Origin of the sequence: Paralimibaculum aggregatum (genome assembly GCF_030270585.1) — a bacterium.
Taxonomy (GTDB): Bacteria; Pseudomonadota; Alphaproteobacteria; order Rhodobacterales; family Rhodobacteraceae; genus Thermohalobaculum; species Thermohalobaculum aggregatum.
In genome coordinates this window covers 1-16934 of sequence record NZ_BSYI01000001.1, presented here as the reverse complement: position 1 = coordinate 16934, position 16934 = coordinate 1, and the positions used below count along the sequence as shown (strand labels likewise).

Here is a 16934-nt window from a genome sequence, read left to right as displayed (position 1 = left end):
GCCGGCCATTCGAGCCGGGCGCACGTTGCGGTCGCCCCGCAGGCGCGGGGCGCTGGCGCCGCGGTCCGGCGCGCCCCTGGCGGCCGAAGCGGGCCGGTTCCGGCCCGTGCTCCGCGTTGCGCATTAACCATCGCGGGGTTTGGTTAACATCGGCTGAACGGGCGGGCGCCTCGGCCCGGCAGGCGGGCAGACGGGCAGGCAGGCCGGCGGTGGCGCGGCTTTGCATCCTGCGAAGGTTCACCTTGCGAAACGAGTGCGATTCGGGTCACACTGGCCGGTGAAGGCCTGCCTTGGGGGAAAGAGGGTCGTTGCATGCAGAATGCGGGAGAAGCCCGGCCGATTTCGGTGAAACGGCGGTTCGTCAGAGCTGTGGCGCTGTGCTTTCTCGTGCTTGCGAGCCTGATGCTGGCGGCGGAATGGGCCGCACCCACCATCGGGCTGAAACGCGGCGGGCTGATTTCCGGCGGCCTGGTGCTCTGCATCTCGGCGAACCTGCTCAGCGCATTGCTGCTGCTCGGACGCCGGACCGGCTGAGGCGCCCTTCACGCATCCTCCGGTTGTGCCATCTGCCCGACAAAATCTCGCCAAGATTGCATGGCCTCCTGTCAGCACCGGGAAGAGGAGGATGCAATGGCCGATCGACACGCTGAAATTGCCCAGTCTCCCATGGAGTCCCCCGTGCGCGACGCCTTGCGGATGACCGCGGTCGCCTGCATGGCCGGGGCGGTGGCCGTGATCGCGCTGGTCTGGACCGGCCTTGCGCCGGCGGATCTCGAGCCGGCCTTGCCGGCGGCGGCGGTCGTCCTCTGTCTCTGGGCCAACCTGCTGAGCCTGGCGCTGGTTGCCGGGCGCAGGCTGCGCCGTGCCCGCCCCGCCCTGAAGGCGACCTGAGGGAGCGTCCGGCGCGTCGCAAGCAGGCCCTATTGCGACGGGTCCGGTCGCGTGCAAACCTCGACGGCGTGCGACGAGGCTAGGCCGCACTGCATCTTGCGGCTGCCCTCTGCCCATCGACCGCCCGAGGACCGACCGACCCATGCTGCTGATCACCTGTCCGAATTGCGGCGCCGATTGCGCCGAGACCGAGCTTGCGCCCGGCGGCGAGGCGCATCTCGAGCGCTTCGGCCCCGGCTCCACCGACGAGGACTTCGCGGGCTACCTGTTCACCCGCAAGAACCCCAAGGGCGTGCATTTCGAGCGCTGGCGCCATGCCTTCGGCTGCGGCAAGTGGTTCCATGCGGCGCGCTGCACCGTGACGCTGGAGGTCTTCGGCACCTATCCGGCGCAGGTCACCGAGCCGCCGGCGGAGATCGTCGAGCGCATCCGGGCCCGCCGCCCGAACTGGGAGGGCTGAGCCATGGCGCATCGTCTGGAGAAGGGCGGCCGCCTGATCGACCGCAGCCAGCCGCTCGGCTTCCGCTTCAACGGCCGCGATCTCGAGGGCTTCGAGGGCGACACGCTGGCCTCGGCGCTGCTGGCCAACGACCGGGTGCTGGTCGGCCGCTCGTTCAAGTATCACCGCCCGCGCGGCATCGTGGCGAGCGGTGCCGAGGAGCCGAACGCGCTGTTCGGCGTCGGCGCCGGCAACCGCTTCGAGCCGAACCAGCGCGCCACCACCACCGAGCTGCATGCCGGCATGGAGGCGATCAGCCAGAACCACTGGCCGAGCCTCGATTTCGACATCGGCGCGGTGAATGCCGCGGTCGCCTCGATGCTGCCGGTGTTCTCGGCGGGCTTCTACTACAAGACCTTCATGTATCCGCGCGCCGCCTGGAAGCATGTCTACGAGCCCTTCATCCGCCGCGCCGCCGGCCTCGGCAAGGCGCCGAGCGAGCGCGACCCGGACAGCTACGAGCACCTGCACGCCCATACCGACGTGCTGGTGATCGGCGGCGGCATCGCCGGGCTCGCCGCGGCGCGCGAGGCGGCGGCTTCCGGCGCGCGGGTGCTGCTGGTGGAGCAGACCGCGCATTGGGGCGGGCGGGCGCTCGCCGAGGCCGAGACCCGGATCGACGGCGTGCCGGCGGCGGACTGGGCCACCGCCCGCGCCGCCGAGCTCGAGGCCGATCCGAGCGTGGTGACGCGCCTGCGCACCATGGCCGCCGGGCTCTACGACCACGGCTATGCGCTGCTCTACGAGCGCGTCTCCGACCATCGCCCCGGCACGCCCGGCGCGCCGCGCCACCGGCTCTGGCGGGTGCGCGCGAAGCAGATCGTCGTCGCCACCGGCGCCATCGAGCGCCCGCTCACCTTCGCCGGCAACGACACCCCCGGCGTCATGCTGGCCGGCGCGGTGCGCGACTACATCCGGCTCTATGGCGTCTGCCCGGGGCGGCGCGCCATCGTCTATGCCAACAACGACGACGCCTACCGCACCGCGCTGGCGCTGCACGAGGCGGGGGCGGAGGTCGTCGGCATCGTCGACGTGCGCCACGATGCCGAGGGCGCGCTGCCGGAGATGGCGCGGGCGCTGCAGATCCCGATCCACGAGGGCCGCGGGATCGCCAGGGCCAGGGGCGGCAAGCGGCTCGAGGGCGTCGAGATCGGGCGGCTGAAATCCGGCACCGAGATCGGCGGCGCAGGCCCGGCCGAGACGGTCGATCTCGTCGCGATGTCCGGCGGCTGGTCGCCCGTGGTGCATCTCTACAGCCATTGCGGCGGCAAGCTGGCTTGGGACGACACCGCGCTGATGTTCCGCCCGCATCCGGAAGCCGGCGCGCCGCTCGGCCCCGACGGCGAGATCAACACCCGCTGCGCCGGGGCGGCAAATGGCGAGCTGACCAGCGCCCCATGCCTTGCGGATGCGCGCATGGCTGGCCGCGCGGCGGCCGAGGCGGCGGGCTTCACCCCCGGTCCGGAGCTGCCGGTTCCGGCGGTGGAGGAGCCGGCCGAGCAGCCGGTCGCGGCGCACTGGTTCACCCCCTCGCGCGACAAGTATGCCCACGGCACCAAGCATTTCGTCGATTTCCAGAACGACGTGACCGCGGCCGATGTCCGCCTTGCCGCGCGCGAGGGCTACGAGAGCGTCGAGCACACCAAGCGCTACACCACGCTCGGCATGGCCACCGACCAGGGCAAGACCTCCAACATCAACGGCCTCGCGCTGCTGGCGGAGGCGCTCGGCGCGCCGATCCAGAAGGTCGGCACCACCACCTTCCGCCCGCCCTACACGCCGATCTCCATGGGGGCGATCGCGGGGCAGGCGGCGGGCCCGCTGTTCAAGGCGGTGCGGCAGACCCCGATGCATGGCTGGCACGCCGCGAACGGTGCCGATTTCGAGCCGGTGGGCGACTGGGAGCGCCCCTATTGCTATCGCCGCGAGGGCGAAAGCCGCGAGGCCGCGGTGCGCCGCGAGGTGCTGAACGCCCGCGGCCATGTCGGCCTGCTCGATGCCTCCACCCTCGGCAAGATCGCGGTGAAGGGCCCGGATGCCGGCGTCTTCCTCGACCGCATCTACACCAACATGATGTCGACCCTGAAGCCGGGCCGCTGCCGCTATGGCCTGATGTGCAACGAGAACGGCTTCCTGTTCGACGACGGCGTCGTGGTGCGCACCGGGGCGGACAGCTTCCTGCTGCACACCACCTCCGGCGGGTCGGACCGCGTGGCCGGCCATCTCGAGGAATGGCTGCAGACCGAGTGGTGGGACCTCGAGGTCTATGTCCAGAACGTCACCGATCACTGGGCGCAGATCGCGGTGGCCGGGCCGGAGGCGCGCAGGCTGATCGAGGCCGCCGGCACCGATGCCGACATCTCCGCCGATGCGCTCCCCTTCATGGCCTTTGCCGAGGGCACCGTCGCGGGCTGCCCGGCGCGGATCTTCCGGATCTCCTTCTCGGGCGAGCTCTCCTACGAGATCGCCACGCCGGCCGGCCACGGGCTCGCGCTCTGGCAGGCGCTGCACGCGGCGGGCGAAGCCTTCGGCGCGATGCCCTACGGCACCGAGGCGCTGCACGTGATGCGCGCCGAGAAGGGCTTCATCATGATCGGCGACGAGACCGATGGCACCGTCACGCCGCAGGATCTCGGCCTGCACTGGGCGGTCTCGAAGAAGAAGGACGATTTCCTCGGAAAGCGCGCGCAGAGCCGGGCCGATCTCATCCGCCCGAACCGCAAGCAGCTCGTCGGCCTCAGCACCGAGGACCCGGCCGAGGTGCTGCCCGACGGCGCCCATGCGGTGGAGGACATCGACGCGCCGAAGCCGATGCGCACCATCGGGCATGTGACGTCGAGCTATTTCTCGCCGACCCTCGACCGCTCCATCGCCATGGCGCTGATCGAGCGGGGCTCCGAGCGCATGGGCGAGACGCTGCTCTTCCCGGTGGGCGAGGACAAGGTGATCAGGGCCGAGGTGGTCAGCCCGGTGTTCTATGACGCGGCGGGGGAGCGGCAGAATGTCTGATGCTGTGAGTGCTCTGGACGGCCGGGCGGCGGAACCCCGCCCCGGGCTGCGGCTTGCCGAATGCGGGCTGCGCGGGCAGATCACCCTGCGCGCGGGCGATCTCGCATCGTCGGCGCTGGTGGGGGCGGTCGAGGCGATCACGGGCGTCGCGGTGCCGGAGGCCCTGTCGGCCGGGTTCGCGGGCGATGACCGCGGCGCGGTCTGGATGGCGCCGGACGAGCTGCTGCTCTTCGTGCCCCATGCCGAGGTGGCCGGCGCCGTGGAGATGCTCGAGGGGGCGCTCGCCGGCACGCATCACATGGCGCTCGACGTCTCCCATGCCCGTGCCGTGCTGCGGCTCGAGGGGGCCGATGCCGCCGAGACGCTGGCCAAGGGCGCACCGCTCGATTTCAGCGAGGCCGGGTTCCCCGTGGGCCGGGCCCGGCGGACCCATCTCGGCGGGCTCGCGGTGGGCATCTGGCGGCGCGGTCCCGAAGAGTGGGAGCTGGTCTGCTTCCGCAGCTTTGCGCACCACCTCTTCGCCTGGCTGGAGACCTCCGGCGTCGAGGGTGCCGAGGTCGGCCGCTTCGGCGTCTGACCCGGGCGCGGGGGCAGGGCTTCTGCCCCCGATCTGACCCGGCGGATTGAAGCACGCCTGCGCCTTATCGCCCGGCCTGTTGCCTCGGTGCAGCAGCACCCGACCCCGCCGCAGGCCCGTTCCCGAACGCGTGAACGATGGCCGAACCGGTCGCGGCCGGGCGATAACGATCTGACATCAAACGTCTTTTAGGACCATGGCGGTTGCGTCCCGGGTCCGCATGCCTGTCATGCTGCAAGTGCGAAAAGCCGCTTTGCGAAAACGGCAGGTCTCCGCCCCATCCGCAGGCCTATCTTTGGCAGACAGGAAACGCATGGGATCTGGGCCCTCAGTCTCAGAAAGAATGGAGCAGACCATGTCCATGAAACGCTTTGACATCGGCGCGATCGACCATGATCTCGTCCGCGAGAAGATCGCAGAGGCCGAACTGATGCGCGCGCGGGAGATGCGGCGCCTGTTCATCCTCGCCTTCGGCTGGGCCTTCGGCAACAAGACCGGCGCCACGCGCAGCACCGGCGGGGTTCGCGAGGCCTGATCGCCGCACCGGTGGCGGAGAGTTCTGCCCCGCGGGGGGCGGCTCCCGCGCCGGGGCGGTGATCGCCCGCCGCGCCGCAACTACGCCGCGAGCGGCACCGCCGATTTCGCATCCCAGGCCAGCCGGACCCGGCTGTCCCAGTCGATCGGTTCCTCGAGCGCCCTGATCCGGTTGGTGCGCGCCACCCGGACGATGCTGCCGCTGTCGAGCCGCACGTGATAGACCGACATGTCGCCGAGATAGGCGATGTCCTCGACCACGCCGAGGATCCGGTTCGGCCCGTCCTCCTCCGCGCCGCGGGCGAGCTCGATCTCGATCTTCTCGGGCCGCACGGCCATCGCGACCGGCGCGGCGCCCTCCGGCAGCTCCGCCCAGCCGCCGACGGCAAAGACGAAACGCCCCGCCGCGGCATCGGCGCGCCCCTCGAGAATGTTCACATCGCCGATGAACTCCGCCACGAAACGGTTCTGCGGCGCTTCGTAGACCTCGTGCGGCTCGCCGATCTGCGCGATGCGGCCCTCGTTCATCACCGCGATGCGGGTGGAGACGGTCATCGCCTCCTCCTGGTCGTGGGTGACGATGACGAAGGTGAGGCCGAGCTCCTCCTGGATGCGCACCAGCTCGAACTGGGTCGCCTCGCGGAGCTTGCGGTCGAGCGCGCCGAGCGGCTCGTCGAGCAGGATCAGCTTGGGCTTCTTGGCGAGCGCCCGGGCCAGCGCGACGCGCTGACGCTGGCCGCCGGAGAGCTGGTCGGGCCTGCGCCGGGCAAGCTTCTCGAGCCGGGTCAGCGCCAGCATCTCCTCGACGCGGGCCCGCCGCTGCGCGGCCGGCATCCGCTCCATCTCCAGCCCGAAGGCGATGTTCTTCTCCACCGTCATGTGGGGGAACAGCGCATAGGACTGGAACATCATGTTCACCGGCCGCTCATGCGGCGGGATGCGCGAGAGCTCCTCGCCGTCGAGCCGGATCGAGCCCTCGTCCGGGGTCTCGAACCCGGCCAGCATCCGCAGCAGGGTGGTCTTGCCGCAGCCGGAGGGGCCGAGCAGCGCGAAGAACTCGCCGGCATGGATGCCGAGCGAGATGCGGTCCACGGCCGCGGTGCTGCCGAAGCGCTTGGTGACCCCGGCAATCTCCAGATAGGGCCGGGCGGCGGGGTCCGCCCAGGGCTTGGCGCCGGCGGTTGCCGCCGCCGGCTTGCGCTGCACGCCCGCGGTGCTCACGAGCCGGTCTTGATCCGCGTCCAGAGCCGGGTGACCGTGCGCTGGACCCGCGGCGGATAGGGGCTGGTGACATAGAGATTGGCCACCGCCTCCTCGGGCGGATAGATCGCCGGATCGCCGATCACGTCCTCGTTGAGCAGCGCCTGGCTCGCCTTGTTGCCGTTGGCGTAATAGACGTAGTTGGACGCCTTCGCGATCACCTCGGGCTTCATGATGTAGTTGAGGAAGGCATGGGCCGCCTCCGGGTTCGGCGCATCCGACGGGATCGCCATCTGGTCGAACCACATCAGCGCGCCCTCCTTCGGAATCGCGTAGCCGACGCGCACGCCGTTCTCCGCCTCGTCGGCACGGTCGCGGGCCTGCAGCACGTCGCCCGACCAGCCGACCGCCAGGCAGATGTCGCCGTTCGCCAGCGCCTCGATGTACTGCGAGGAGTGGAACTGCGCGATATGCGGGCGGATGCTCTGGATGAGCGCGGCCGCCTCCTCGATCTGCCCGGTATCGAAGCTGTCGGGATCGTGGCCGAGATAGTTGAGCGCGGCGGGGATCATCTCGGTCGGCGCATCGAGCATGTGCACGCCGCAATCGGCGAACTTCTCGAGCAGCTCCGGCTTGAAGATCACGTCCCAGGAGGTGATCTCGTCGGTGCCGAGCCGCGCCTCGACCGCGTCGACGTTGTAGCCGATGCCGGTGGTGCCCCACATGTAGTTGATGGAATAGGCGTTTCCGGGGTCGTAATTCGCGGTGACCTCGGCGATCCGGTCCCACATGTTCACGAGATTGGGGAGCTTCGACTTGTCGAGCTCCATGAAGGCGCCGGCGCCGATCTGGCGCTGCAGGAAGTCGCCGGTGGGCACCACCACGTCATAGCCGGAGCCGCCGGCGAGCATCTTGGTCTCGAGCAGCTCGTTGGAATCGAACACGTCGTAGACCACCTTGATCCCGGTCTCGGCCTCGAACTCGGCAAGGATCTCCTCGTCGATGTAGTCGGACCAGTTGTAGACGTGGACAACCCCCTCCTCGGCGGCGGCGGTGCCCGCCACGAGTGCGAGGGCCGCGACACCGAACATCCACTGACGCATTGCGGTCTCCTTATTCCCAACCTGTTGCGCCGGGCCCGTGACCGGCCCGAGTCGCACCGAGACTAGCCGCGCTCCGGCCGGCTCGAAAGTCAAATCGCAGGCATTCGCGGCGTCTTGCCCGTTGCGCGGGCAGGCCCTAGGCTCGGGGCCGGCAGGGTTGCGGACAAGAGGGCGCATGGGCCAGGGCAGGGCGAGGGGCATGGGCTGGGGCAGGCGTCTGACCATCGCCGTGCCGTATCTCTGGCTGCTGCTGTTCTTCCTGCTGCCTTTCTTCATCGTCGCCAAGATCTCGATCTCCGAGCCGGCCATCGCGCGGCCGCCCTATCTGCCCGTCTGGGACAGCATCGGCGCCGCGCTCGACCATCTCTCGGCGCCGAACCTCGAGAACTACGCCTTCCTGTTCTCCGACGCGCTCTATATCGACAGCTATCTCAACAGCCTGCAGGTGGCCGGGATCTCGACGCTGCTGACCCTGCTGGTCGGCTTTCCCATGGCCTATGGCATGGCGCGCTCGGGCCCGACATGGCGGGCGATCCTGCTCACCGCGGTGATCCTGCCGTTCTGGACCTCGTTCCTGATCCGCGTCTATTCCTGGATCGGCATCCTCAAGACCGAGGGGTTGCTCAATCAGGTCCTGCTGAGCCTCGGGGCGATCACCGAGCCGCTGGTGATCCACCTGACGCCGCTCGCGGTCTATATCGGCATCGTCTACAGCTATCTGCCGTTCATGGTGCTGCCGCTCTATTCCTCGCTGGAGAAGCTCGACGGCAGCCTGATGGAGGCGGCGGCGGATCTCGGCGCCCGGCCGGCCACGGTGTTCTGGCGGGTGGTGGTGCCGCTGGCGATGCCGGGCGTGGCGGCAGGGTGCTTCCTCGTCTTCATCCCGGCGGTCGGCGAGTTCGTGATCCCGGAGCTTCTCGGCGGGGTCTCGACGCAGATGATCGGCCGCACGCTCTGGACCGAGTTCTTCCAGAACCGCGACTGGCCGGTGGCCTCAGCGCTCACGGTGCTGCTGGTGCTGGTGCTGGTGGTGCCCATCGTGATCTTCCAGCGCATTGCGCGCCGCGGGGGCACGGGCTGATGCGCCGGGGTCCGAGCTGGCCGCTCTGTGTCGCCATGGGGCTGGGCTTCGTCTTTCTCTACCTGCCGATCGTGACGCTGATCGTCTACAGCTTCAATGAATCGAAGCTCGTCACGGTCTGGGGCGGCTGGTCGCTGAAATGGTATCGCGAGCTCTGGGCGAACCAGGGGCTGATCGACGCCGCCTGGGTCTCGGTGCGCGTGGCGCTGGCCTCCTCGACGCTGGCGACATGCCTCGGGGTGATGGCCGGCATCGCGCTGGCCCGGTCGTCGCGCTTCTTCGGGCGGACGCTGTTCTCCGGCATGGTGCTGGCGCCGCTGGTGATGCCGGACGTGATCATCGGGCTCTCGCTGCTGCTGACCTTCATCTCGCTTTCGCTCGATAGGGGGATGCTGACCATCGTGCTCGCCCATGCCACATGCTCGATGTGCTATGTCGCGGTGGTGGTGCAGGCGCGGCTCACCGGCCTAGACCGCTCGGTGGAGGAGGCGGCGCAGGATCTCGGCGCCCGGCCGGCCACGGTGTTCTGGCGCGTGACGCTGCCGATGATCGCCCCGGGCGTGGTCTCCGGCTGGCTGCTCTCCTTCACGCTCTCGCTCGACGATCTGGTGATCGCGAGCTTCGCTGCCGGGCCCGGCTCCACCACGCTGCCGATCAAGGTGTTCTCCCAGGTGCGGCTCGGCGTCACGCCGGAGATCAACGCCATCGCGACGATCCTGATCGGGCTCGTTGCGCTCGGCACGCTGGTGTGGTCGGTGAGCCTCAAGCGCGCCCGCGCGGCGGCGGCGGACGATCTGCCCTGAGGCGGGCGTCTGTACAAGTTTTCGTGATCTCGGCATACTCCGCCCGATCCGGGCGTGGTCGCCTGTTGGGGGTTTGAAATGAACGACGGTTCGCTTGGCTCGGAGGCGGTTGTCACGCTGCGAAGCCAGCAGGATGTGGTGGTGGAGGCGCTGCGGCGGCTGACCGCGCCGGCCTATGGCGACGGGATTTCCGCGCCCACCGAGAACCCGGTCCCGGCGATCGAGGTGGCCGAGGCGGTGTTCACGCAGGGCGATGCCGACATCCCCCACCCGGACGGTCTCTCGGCGCTCTGGATCTTCTGGGGCCAGTTCCTCGACCACGACATGGACCTCACGCCCGAGCAGGAGGGCGAGGACGCGGAATTCATCAAGTTCGAGGGGGAGGGCGCGCCCTTCAACGTGGTGCGCTCCGAGGAATACACCGGCCCGGGGCACGACTTCGTGCGCGAGCAGCCGAACGTGATCACCCCGCTGATCGACGCCTCGAACGTCTATGGCTCCGACAGTTTCCGCACCCTGCTGCTGCGCGCCTTCGAGGGCGGGCGGATGCAGAGCCGGCCGGGGCCGGACGGTGTCGACCTGCTGCCCGACGAGCGCGAGCTCTTCATCCCGTTCCTCGACGATATCGCGGCGGATTATGCGCCCTCCGGCGAGGGGTTCGCCGCGGGAGACATCCGCGTGCAGGAGAACCCGGGGCTGACCTCGGTCCACACGCTCTGGCTCAACGAGCACAACTACTGGGCCGATCGTCTGGCCGCCGAGCATCCGGACTGGACCGACGACGAGCTCTTCGCCAGTGCCCGCGCCATCGTCGAGGTGCTGATCCAGCAGATCACCTACGAGGAGTTCCTGCCGCATCTGATCGGCGCGGATGCGCTCGGCGCCTATGACGGCTTCGACCCGGATGTCGATCCGCAGGTCTCCACCGAGTTCTCCACCGCGGCCTACCGTTTCGGCCATACCGCGATCCCGGAGACCTTCCGCTTCCTCGACGAGGGCGGGCTGGCGGCCTCGGCCGAGATGGCGCTCTTCGAGGCCTTCGAGACCGATGCGGTGCTGCTGGAGCGGGGCACCTCGGATCTGCTGCGCGGCGTGCTCGAGACCCCGGCGCAGGCGATCGACACGAAGGTGGTCGACAGCCTCAACTTCCTGCTCTTCACCCCCGATGGCGGGCTCACCGGCTTCTCGCTGCCCGAGCGAAACATGCTGCGCGGGCGCGACCACGGGATCGACGGCTATCTCTCGGTGCGCGCGCAGATCCTCGGCGATGTCGATGCCGAGGCGCTGGCCGGCAGCACGGATTTCTCCGTCATCACCGCCGATCCGGCGGTGCAGGCCGAGCTCGCCTCGGTCTATCCGACGCTGGGCGACGTCGATCTCTGGGTCGGCGGGCTGGCCGAGGACAAGGCCCCGGGGGCGGGCATCGGCCCGACGGTGCAGGCGATCCTGGCCGAGCAGTTCGCCGCCAGCCGCGACGGCGACCCGGCCTTCTACCTGGCGCGGGAGTGGGCGAACCCGGCGCTCGAGAGCGAGGTGCGGGCCACCCTGCTCTCGGATGTGCTGGCCCGCTCCGGCGGGGTCGCGCATGTGCAGCGCGACGCCTTCCTCGCCTCCGACCGGCTCGGCGGCACCGATGGAGACGACCTGATCAAGGGCACCGAGGGGGCCGATCTGCTGATCGGCTTCGCGGGGGCGGACTATCTCAAGGGCAAGGACGGCGCCGACGACCTCTTCGGCGACGAGGGCGCCGACATGGTGCGCGGCGGCACCGGCAGCGACGGGCTCTCCGGCGGCGCGGGCGCGGACAAGCTGATGGGCGAGGACGGCGACGACCGCATCGCCGGCGGGCCGGGGCATGATCTGCTGGTGGGCGGCGAAGGGGCCGACATCTTCGTCTTCGATGCCGCCGACGACGGCATGGACATGGTGATGGGCTTCGACGGCGCGGAGGACGGCATCGAGCTGCGCGGCTTCGGCGCCGGCACCGCGGTGGTGGAGATCACCCATGACGCCGCGATGTCGACGCTCTCGGTGGACGGCGTCGCCGTGGTCCAGATCTGGGGCGCCGGGCACTGGAGCCTCGACGAGGCGGAGATCACGCTGATCGGCTGACCTGCTTTCCGGCTGACAGTCTGACCGTCTGGCCGTCTGACTAGCTGGGCGGGCGCCTCAGCCGGCAAGCCGCGCCGCCTCCTCGAAGAGGATCGCGTGATGCCCGGCGAGCCGGTGCGGGTCGTCGTCATAGCCGCCGCCGAGCACGCAGACCAGCGGCAGCCCGGCTTCACGGATGCGCCCCAGCACCAGCCGGTCGCGTGCGCGGATGCCCCCGCTCGTCAGCGCGAGCCGGCCGAGCCGGTCGCCCTGCCAGACATCCACCCCGGCATTGTAGTAGACCAGCCGGGGCCGGGCGGCGGCCAGCGCATGCTCCAGCGCCGCGCCGAGCGCCTCGAGATAGTCCGCATCGCCGGTGCCGTCGGGCAGCGCGAGATCGAGATCCGATCGCGCCTTCTGCGCCGGATAGTTGCGCGCGGCATGGACGGAGAGGGTGAAGACCCGCGGCTCCTCCGCGAAGATCCGCGCCGTGCCGTCGCCCTGGTGCACGTCGCAATCGACCACCAGCACCGGCGCCGGCCCGTCGCCCGCCAGCACCGCCGCGGCGGCAACGCCGACATCGTTGAAGACGCAATAGCCCGCGCCGCCCTCGGGGCCGGCATGGTGCGAGCCGCCGGCGGCATTGGCGGCGAGCCCGTGCTCCAGCGCCAGCCAGGTGGCGAGCAGGGTGCCGGCGCAGGCCAGCCGGGCGCGCCGCGCCACCTTCGCCGAGCCCGGCAGGCCGATGCGCCGGGTCTCCTCCGGGGCCAGCCTGCCCTCGAGGACGCGGGCCACATAGTCGGGGTCATGGGCCCGGGCGATCACCGTGGCGCCGGCCTGCGCCGGGGCGAACCCGTTGCCGGGGGAGATCAGCCCGCGGGCCTCGAGCGCCTCCCGCAGGTAGCCGTATTTCGACATCGGGAAAGGATGCCGCGGGCGCAGCGGGATGCGGTAGTCCGGGTGGTGCACGATCGGCAGCATGGGCGGGATATGGCCCGTGCCGCCGACCGCGTCGAGCGTTTGCCTTGCGCCAGCCTCAGCCGCGGGCGCGGCCGACCGCGCGCCAGGCGAGCGGGAACAGCACCGCGGCAAGGGCGAGCTTCAGCGCCTCGGCGGGCAGGAAGGCGGTGAGCCCCCACTCCATCACCCAGGCCCAGCCCTTGTCGGCGGCATAGAGATGGCCGAGCCAGAGCACGCCCGGCAGGAAGATCAGCACCTCGCCGATCAGCATCGCGCCAGCCATCTTCAGCGGCGAGCGGTCCCAGCCGATCCGGGCCAGCGCGCCGAGCGCCAGCACCGCGAGCAGGAAGCCCACCAGATAGCCGCCGGTGCCCGCCATCATGTAGGCGAGGCCGTTGTTGCTGGCGCTGGAGGAGGTGAAGATATCGAAGCCGAGGGCGCCGATCGCCAGGTATCCGAGCAGCGTCACCGCGCCGAGACGCATCCCGTAGGCGGCGCCGACCGAGAGCACCACGAAGCTCTGCATGGTGATCGGCACCGGCCAGAACGGCACCTTGACCTTGGCCGCGATCGCCATCGCGGCGATGCCGAGCGCCACCAGCGCCACGCGCTTGGTCCAGATCGCGCCATCGGTCCAGACGACCTCGCTCAGCACCCTGCCGTTCAGTGTCCGTGCCATCTTGCCTTGTCTCCTCTCGGTGTCCCGTCGGCTTTGCCGGCGGTGCCGCGGGGCGCGGGGGCGCGCCGCGGTTCCGCCGCGTAGACGTCGCGACCAGCTTTCGCACAGGGCTCGCGCGCCGCGCAAGAGGGCTGGATGCGGGCGGGACTGGCCAGCCGCTCCGGCTTCCGGCAGACTGGGGGCCCCGGCCGCGGGCATCCGCCCCGGCGGGGCAACAGCGAACCTGCAGGGGCGCGCATGACCAAGGGCGAGGCCGAGAGCGGAAGCAAGGATCCGGGCAGTCCTGCGCGGTCCGTTCTCGCGCTCGACTTCTCGACGGACGGCGTGGCGCTGCATCTGCGCGACGCTGGCGGCGGCTGGGGCCCAGCGGCCGCGGCGGCGATCGAGGGCACGGGCTTCGCCGACCGCGTCGCGGCGCTCCGGGCGGTCGCCGAATCGGAGGGTGTCGCGGGCGAACCGGCGCTCCTCTGGCTGCCGCCGGAGCAGGTCTTCGCACGGCGCCTCGCTGCCGATGACCCGGCCCTCGCGAGCCCGGCCGAGACCGCCGCCTGGGTCGGCGCGGCGCTGCTGCAGCCGCCCGAGGGCCTGGTGCTCGCGGTCTCCGAGCCGGATGGCGGTGGTACGGTCACGGTGCTGGCGGCGTTGCACGACACCTGGTCCGAGGCGCAGGATTACGCCGCGCAGTGGGGTTTCCTGCCCGGACCAGTCTCCACGCGCCACGAGGCCGACGCCTTCGGCGCCGCCGGGCCGGTCTTCGCGCCGGTCAATGCGGCGCTTGCCACTGCACCGGAGGGGCCGCCCGAGGCGGAGCCGTCCGCGCAGGAGGCGCCTGCGAAGGAAGCGCCGGTGCCCCCGCCGGCCGTGGTGCCTCCCTCCGAGCCCCTGACGGACGCTCCAATCGAGGCCGCGGCCGATCCGGCACGGCCCGCGGCAGCGCCCGCCACTCCCGGCGCGGTCTCGCCCCCGGGGGGCGCCGTCCCGCCCCGGGCGCAGCCAGCCGCAGCACCCCGCCCGAGGCGGACGGGCACCATCGCGGCCGTCGCGGCGCTCCTTGCCTGCGCCGGCGGGCTCGCCTGGTGGCTGGCGGATGATCCCGAGCCCCGGCCGCCCGCGATCGCGCCCGGGATAGCCGCGCTCGATCCGCAATCCGCGGTGGCCGGGGCAGGGGGGGCAGGCGCCCCGGGCGATGCGTTGCCGGACGCCGGACGGCGCGCCGATCCGGACGCGATCTCGCCGCCGCGCGCGCTGGCCGGCGCACCGGACAGCCCGCCGAGCCTCGAGCGGCACGCATCCTTCGGCGTCGATGCGTCCGGCGGCAGCATCGCCAGTCCGCCGCATGCCAGCAGCCGGCCGACGCCGCCCGATTCTCCCGCCGATACCGGCCGGACCATCGAGCCGCCCGCCGCCGCCGCCCCGAATTCGGATCCGTCGCCCGTCGTCGTGGTCGACGGGTTCGGCCGGATCGTGCGGGTGAGCCCCGCGGTCCTGAGCTTCGATCCGACCACGCTTCCGGCCCCGGCCTTCGGCATTCTCCGCGGGCTGGGCCTCGGCACGCCGCCGCGTCCGGCCGAGCCGTCCGAGCTGACGGCGCCGGCGCCGCTGCCCGAGGCCGGGACCTTGCCGAGCCGTCCGCGTCTCGAGGCGCCGGGCCGGCCCTTCCCGCCGGCGCTGGCGCCGACCGGGCGGTCGCGGCGGGCGGGGCTGGCGCCGGAGCCCTCCGAGGGCGACGAGGAGCTGTCTCCCGACCATCCCGCCTGGCCCGAGCCGCCGCTGCCGCGGCCCCGCCCCGGCGCCGGTGCCGAGATCCGGCTGGCGGCCGGCGCGGCGGCGGATGCGGCGCCCGACCTTTCCGCCGAGGCCCGCAGCACGATGTCCGCTCGGGAGATTGCCGGAGGCCGGACGCTGGCCGGACCCGATCTCGCCGCTCTGGCCGCGGGACGCCCGGATGGCCCGGGCGCCGCCCTGGACCTCGCAGCCGCGGCGCGGGAGCCCGGGCCGGGCGCGCCGCAGCGCCTCGCCCTGGCACCGCCGCCGGCCCGTCCCGAAGCGCTGGGCGCGCCCGCGCCTACGCCAACGGCGGCGGAAACGGCGGAGCCGACGGCATCCGCCGCGGGGGAGAGCACCCCGCCGGCTGCCGGCACCGAGGCGCCACCCGTCGAGAGCAACGGCATCCGCATCGTCGAGGGCGATCCGGCGCGGTGGCTGGGCATGCGGCTCCCGCAGCCCCGTCCGGGCAGCCGCATTGCCTCTGCGCCCGACGCCGCGGGCGACGGCACCGAGGCCGAGGCGCCCCCGGTCTCCGCCGGGCCCGCGGAAGCCGCGACCGAGGCGTCGGAGGAGCCCGCAGACCCTGCCATCGCGCGCGTCGAGATGCCTCTGCCGCGCCCGCGCCCGGCCGCGATCGCCGCTCCCGCCGCCGCGGAGACGCCCCCCGCGGATGGCGGGGAGACTGGGGAGACCGCGCCAGCCACGGCGGCCGGCGATGCCCGGCGCAGCCCCGTCTTCCGGACCCCGGCGCCGCCGGAGCGCCCCTCGCGCCTCGCGAGCACCGCGCCGCCGGCCCTGCCGAAGATCAACCATGTGCTGCGGGCGCCGAGCAATTCCGTGCGCATCGCCGCGCGCGACCGGGGGCTGTCGCTCGACCGCACATCGCTCATCGGCATCCTGCAGCTCAATGGCGGACGCACGGCGCTTGTCCGCACCGCCGACGGCGCGGTTCGCCGGCTCTCCCGCGGCGATCGCCTCGATGGCTGGGAGGTGCGCCTGATCGGCCGCGACGCGATGCGCCTCGAGCAGGCGGGCCAGAGCCGGACACTGCTCCTCGTCGGCCGCTGAAGGCGGCGCATGCGATGGCCGCCCCTGTCCGGAAGGGCCAGGGGTGAGAGCACGTTTTTTTGCCCCCGGCCCCTTGCAATCCCCGCGCACGGGGGGTAGATGCGTGCTCCTGCAAGGGCCGGCACCGGTAGCTCAGCTGGATAGAGCACCAGACTACGAATCTGGGGGTCGGGGGTTCGAATCCTCCCCGGTGCGCCAACAAAATCAACACGTTAGAGTGTGGAGATTGGTCCGACAGGGATGTCATCTTCCACCTGTCTTCCACGCGATCTGAGCTTGAGCATTTGGGCAATGGCAAATCCCTTTCGTGGCCCAGACCATTCTCGAGTATCAACTTAGAATTTCGATGTTGGCGCAGAAGGCCCTGACCTCCGGCTGTGTGATCTGCGGACATGGTTTCAGTCTGGGCGGTTCGGACGTGTCGAGCAGTCGTCGCGCGGCAGGATGAGTTCGCGGTCCGGGTCGTAGGCATCGGCGATTTCCTCGCCGAGCGGTGCCTGATGGATGCGGTCGCACAGGCGGTCGATTGGAACGCCGCCGCCGAGGCTGTCGTGCGGACGTTCCCAGTTGTGGAAGTGCTGCCATTCCCTGAGCTTCACCCCGAGGTCCGGGTCGTCGAGATCGACGGTTGGCCGGAACTCCTCGAGTGCCGTCCGTTGCACCCTCCCGACC

General features: G+C 71.2%; 14 protein-coding genes, 1 tRNA gene and 1 pseudogene. 11 read left to right on the top strand and 5 right to left on the bottom strand.

Features of this window, described 5'->3' with window-relative positions; genetic code table 11:
• The first annotated feature begins 312 nt into the window (after positions 1-312).
• From QSJ97_RS00080 to QSJ97_RS00055, 6 genes are all read left to right on the top strand, one after another.
• Positions 313-534 carry a hypothetical protein gene (locus QSJ97_RS00080; RefSeq protein WP_285669430.1) on the top strand — a complete coding sequence of 74 codons (222 nt, stop codon included), beginning with the start codon at positions 313-315 and terminating at the stop codon, positions 532-534.
• 96 nt (positions 535-630) lie between these two features.
• A complete protein-coding gene (locus QSJ97_RS00075) occupies positions 631-891 on the top strand; it encodes a hypothetical protein (protein ID WP_285669429.1) in 261 nt (86 codons plus the stop codon).
• A gap of 142 nt (positions 892-1033) precedes the next feature.
• A complete protein-coding gene (locus tag QSJ97_RS00070; RefSeq protein WP_285669428.1) occupies positions 1034-1351 on the top strand; it encodes a sarcosine oxidase subunit delta in 318 nt (105 codons plus the stop codon).
• A 3-nt stretch (positions 1352-1354) separates the two neighbouring features.
• Entirely contained in the window at positions 1355-4399 is a 3045-nt protein-coding gene (locus tag QSJ97_RS00065) for a sarcosine oxidase subunit alpha family protein (RefSeq protein WP_285669427.1), read from the top strand.
• Positions 4392-4976: a sarcosine oxidase subunit gamma gene (locus QSJ97_RS00060; protein WP_285669426.1), complete on the top strand. Its 585-nt coding sequence runs from the start codon at positions 4392-4394 to the stop codon at positions 4974-4976. Before QSJ97_RS00065 ends, QSJ97_RS00060 begins: the two co-directional genes overlap by 8 nt.
• Before the next feature lie 361 nt (positions 4977-5337).
• Complete coding sequence (locus QSJ97_RS00055; RefSeq protein ID WP_285669425.1) at positions 5338-5511, top strand: hypothetical protein; 174 nt, start codon at positions 5338-5340, stop codon at positions 5509-5511.
• Between the two features lie 80 nt (positions 5512-5591).
• Here the strand turns inward: QSJ97_RS00055 and QSJ97_RS00050 are convergent, their stop codons facing one another.
• Both QSJ97_RS00050 and QSJ97_RS00045 read right to left on the bottom strand, forming a co-directional pair.
• On the bottom strand, positions 5592-6731 hold the full coding sequence (locus QSJ97_RS00050) for an ABC transporter ATP-binding protein (protein ID WP_285669424.1): 1140 nt from the start codon (positions 6729-6731) through the stop codon (positions 5592-5594).
• Positions 6728-7813: a polyamine ABC transporter substrate-binding protein gene (locus QSJ97_RS00045; RefSeq protein WP_285669423.1), complete on the bottom strand. Its 1086-nt coding sequence runs from the start codon at positions 7811-7813 to the stop codon at positions 6728-6730. The genes QSJ97_RS00050 and QSJ97_RS00045 overlap by 4 nt, the downstream gene beginning before the upstream one ends.
• Before the next feature lie 175 nt (positions 7814-7988).
• Between QSJ97_RS00045 and QSJ97_RS00040 the strand changes: the two genes are divergently transcribed.
• From QSJ97_RS00040 to QSJ97_RS00030, 3 genes are all read left to right on the top strand, one after another.
• Complete coding sequence (locus QSJ97_RS00040) at positions 7989-8894, top strand: ABC transporter permease subunit (protein WP_285669422.1); 906 nt, start codon at positions 7989-7991, stop codon at positions 8892-8894.
• Positions 8894-9697: an ABC transporter permease gene (locus QSJ97_RS00035; RefSeq protein WP_285669421.1), complete on the top strand. Its 804-nt coding sequence runs from the start codon at positions 8894-8896 to the stop codon at positions 9695-9697. Before QSJ97_RS00040 ends, QSJ97_RS00035 begins: the two co-directional genes overlap by 1 nt.
• Positions 9698-9775: 78 nt before the next feature.
• Entirely contained in the window at positions 9776-11809 is a 2034-nt protein-coding gene (locus QSJ97_RS00030) for a peroxidase family protein (protein ID WP_285669420.1), read from the top strand.
• 57 nt (positions 11810-11866) lie between these two features.
• On the opposite strand, the gene QSJ97_RS00025 is transcribed toward QSJ97_RS00030, so the two are convergent.
• Together QSJ97_RS00025 and QSJ97_RS00020 are read right to left on the bottom strand one after the other, a co-directional pair.
• Positions 11867-12769, bottom strand: a complete 903-nt coding sequence (locus QSJ97_RS00025; protein ID WP_285669419.1) for a histone deacetylase family protein — start codon at positions 12767-12769, stop codon at positions 11867-11869.
• Positions 12770-12824: 55 nt separating this feature from the next.
• Positions 12825-13427, bottom strand: coding sequence for a biotin transporter BioY (locus QSJ97_RS00020; RefSeq protein WP_285669418.1), 603 nt, complete (start codon positions 13425-13427; stop codon positions 12825-12827).
• A gap of 237 nt (positions 13428-13664) precedes the next feature.
• On the opposite strand from QSJ97_RS00020, the gene QSJ97_RS00015 reads away from it, so the two are divergent.
• Positions 13665-16262, top strand: coding sequence for a hypothetical protein (locus tag QSJ97_RS00015; RefSeq protein ID WP_285669417.1), 2598 nt, complete (start codon positions 13665-13667; stop codon positions 16260-16262).
• Between the two features lie 121 nt (positions 16263-16383).
• Positions 16384-16460 (top strand) — tRNA-Arg (locus QSJ97_RS00010).
• Between the two features lie 200 nt (positions 16461-16660).
• On the opposite strand, the pseudogene QSJ97_RS00005 reads toward QSJ97_RS00010, so the two are convergent.
• Positions 16661-16934: pseudogene (locus QSJ97_RS00005) on the bottom strand (hypothetical protein); the annotation flags it as partial.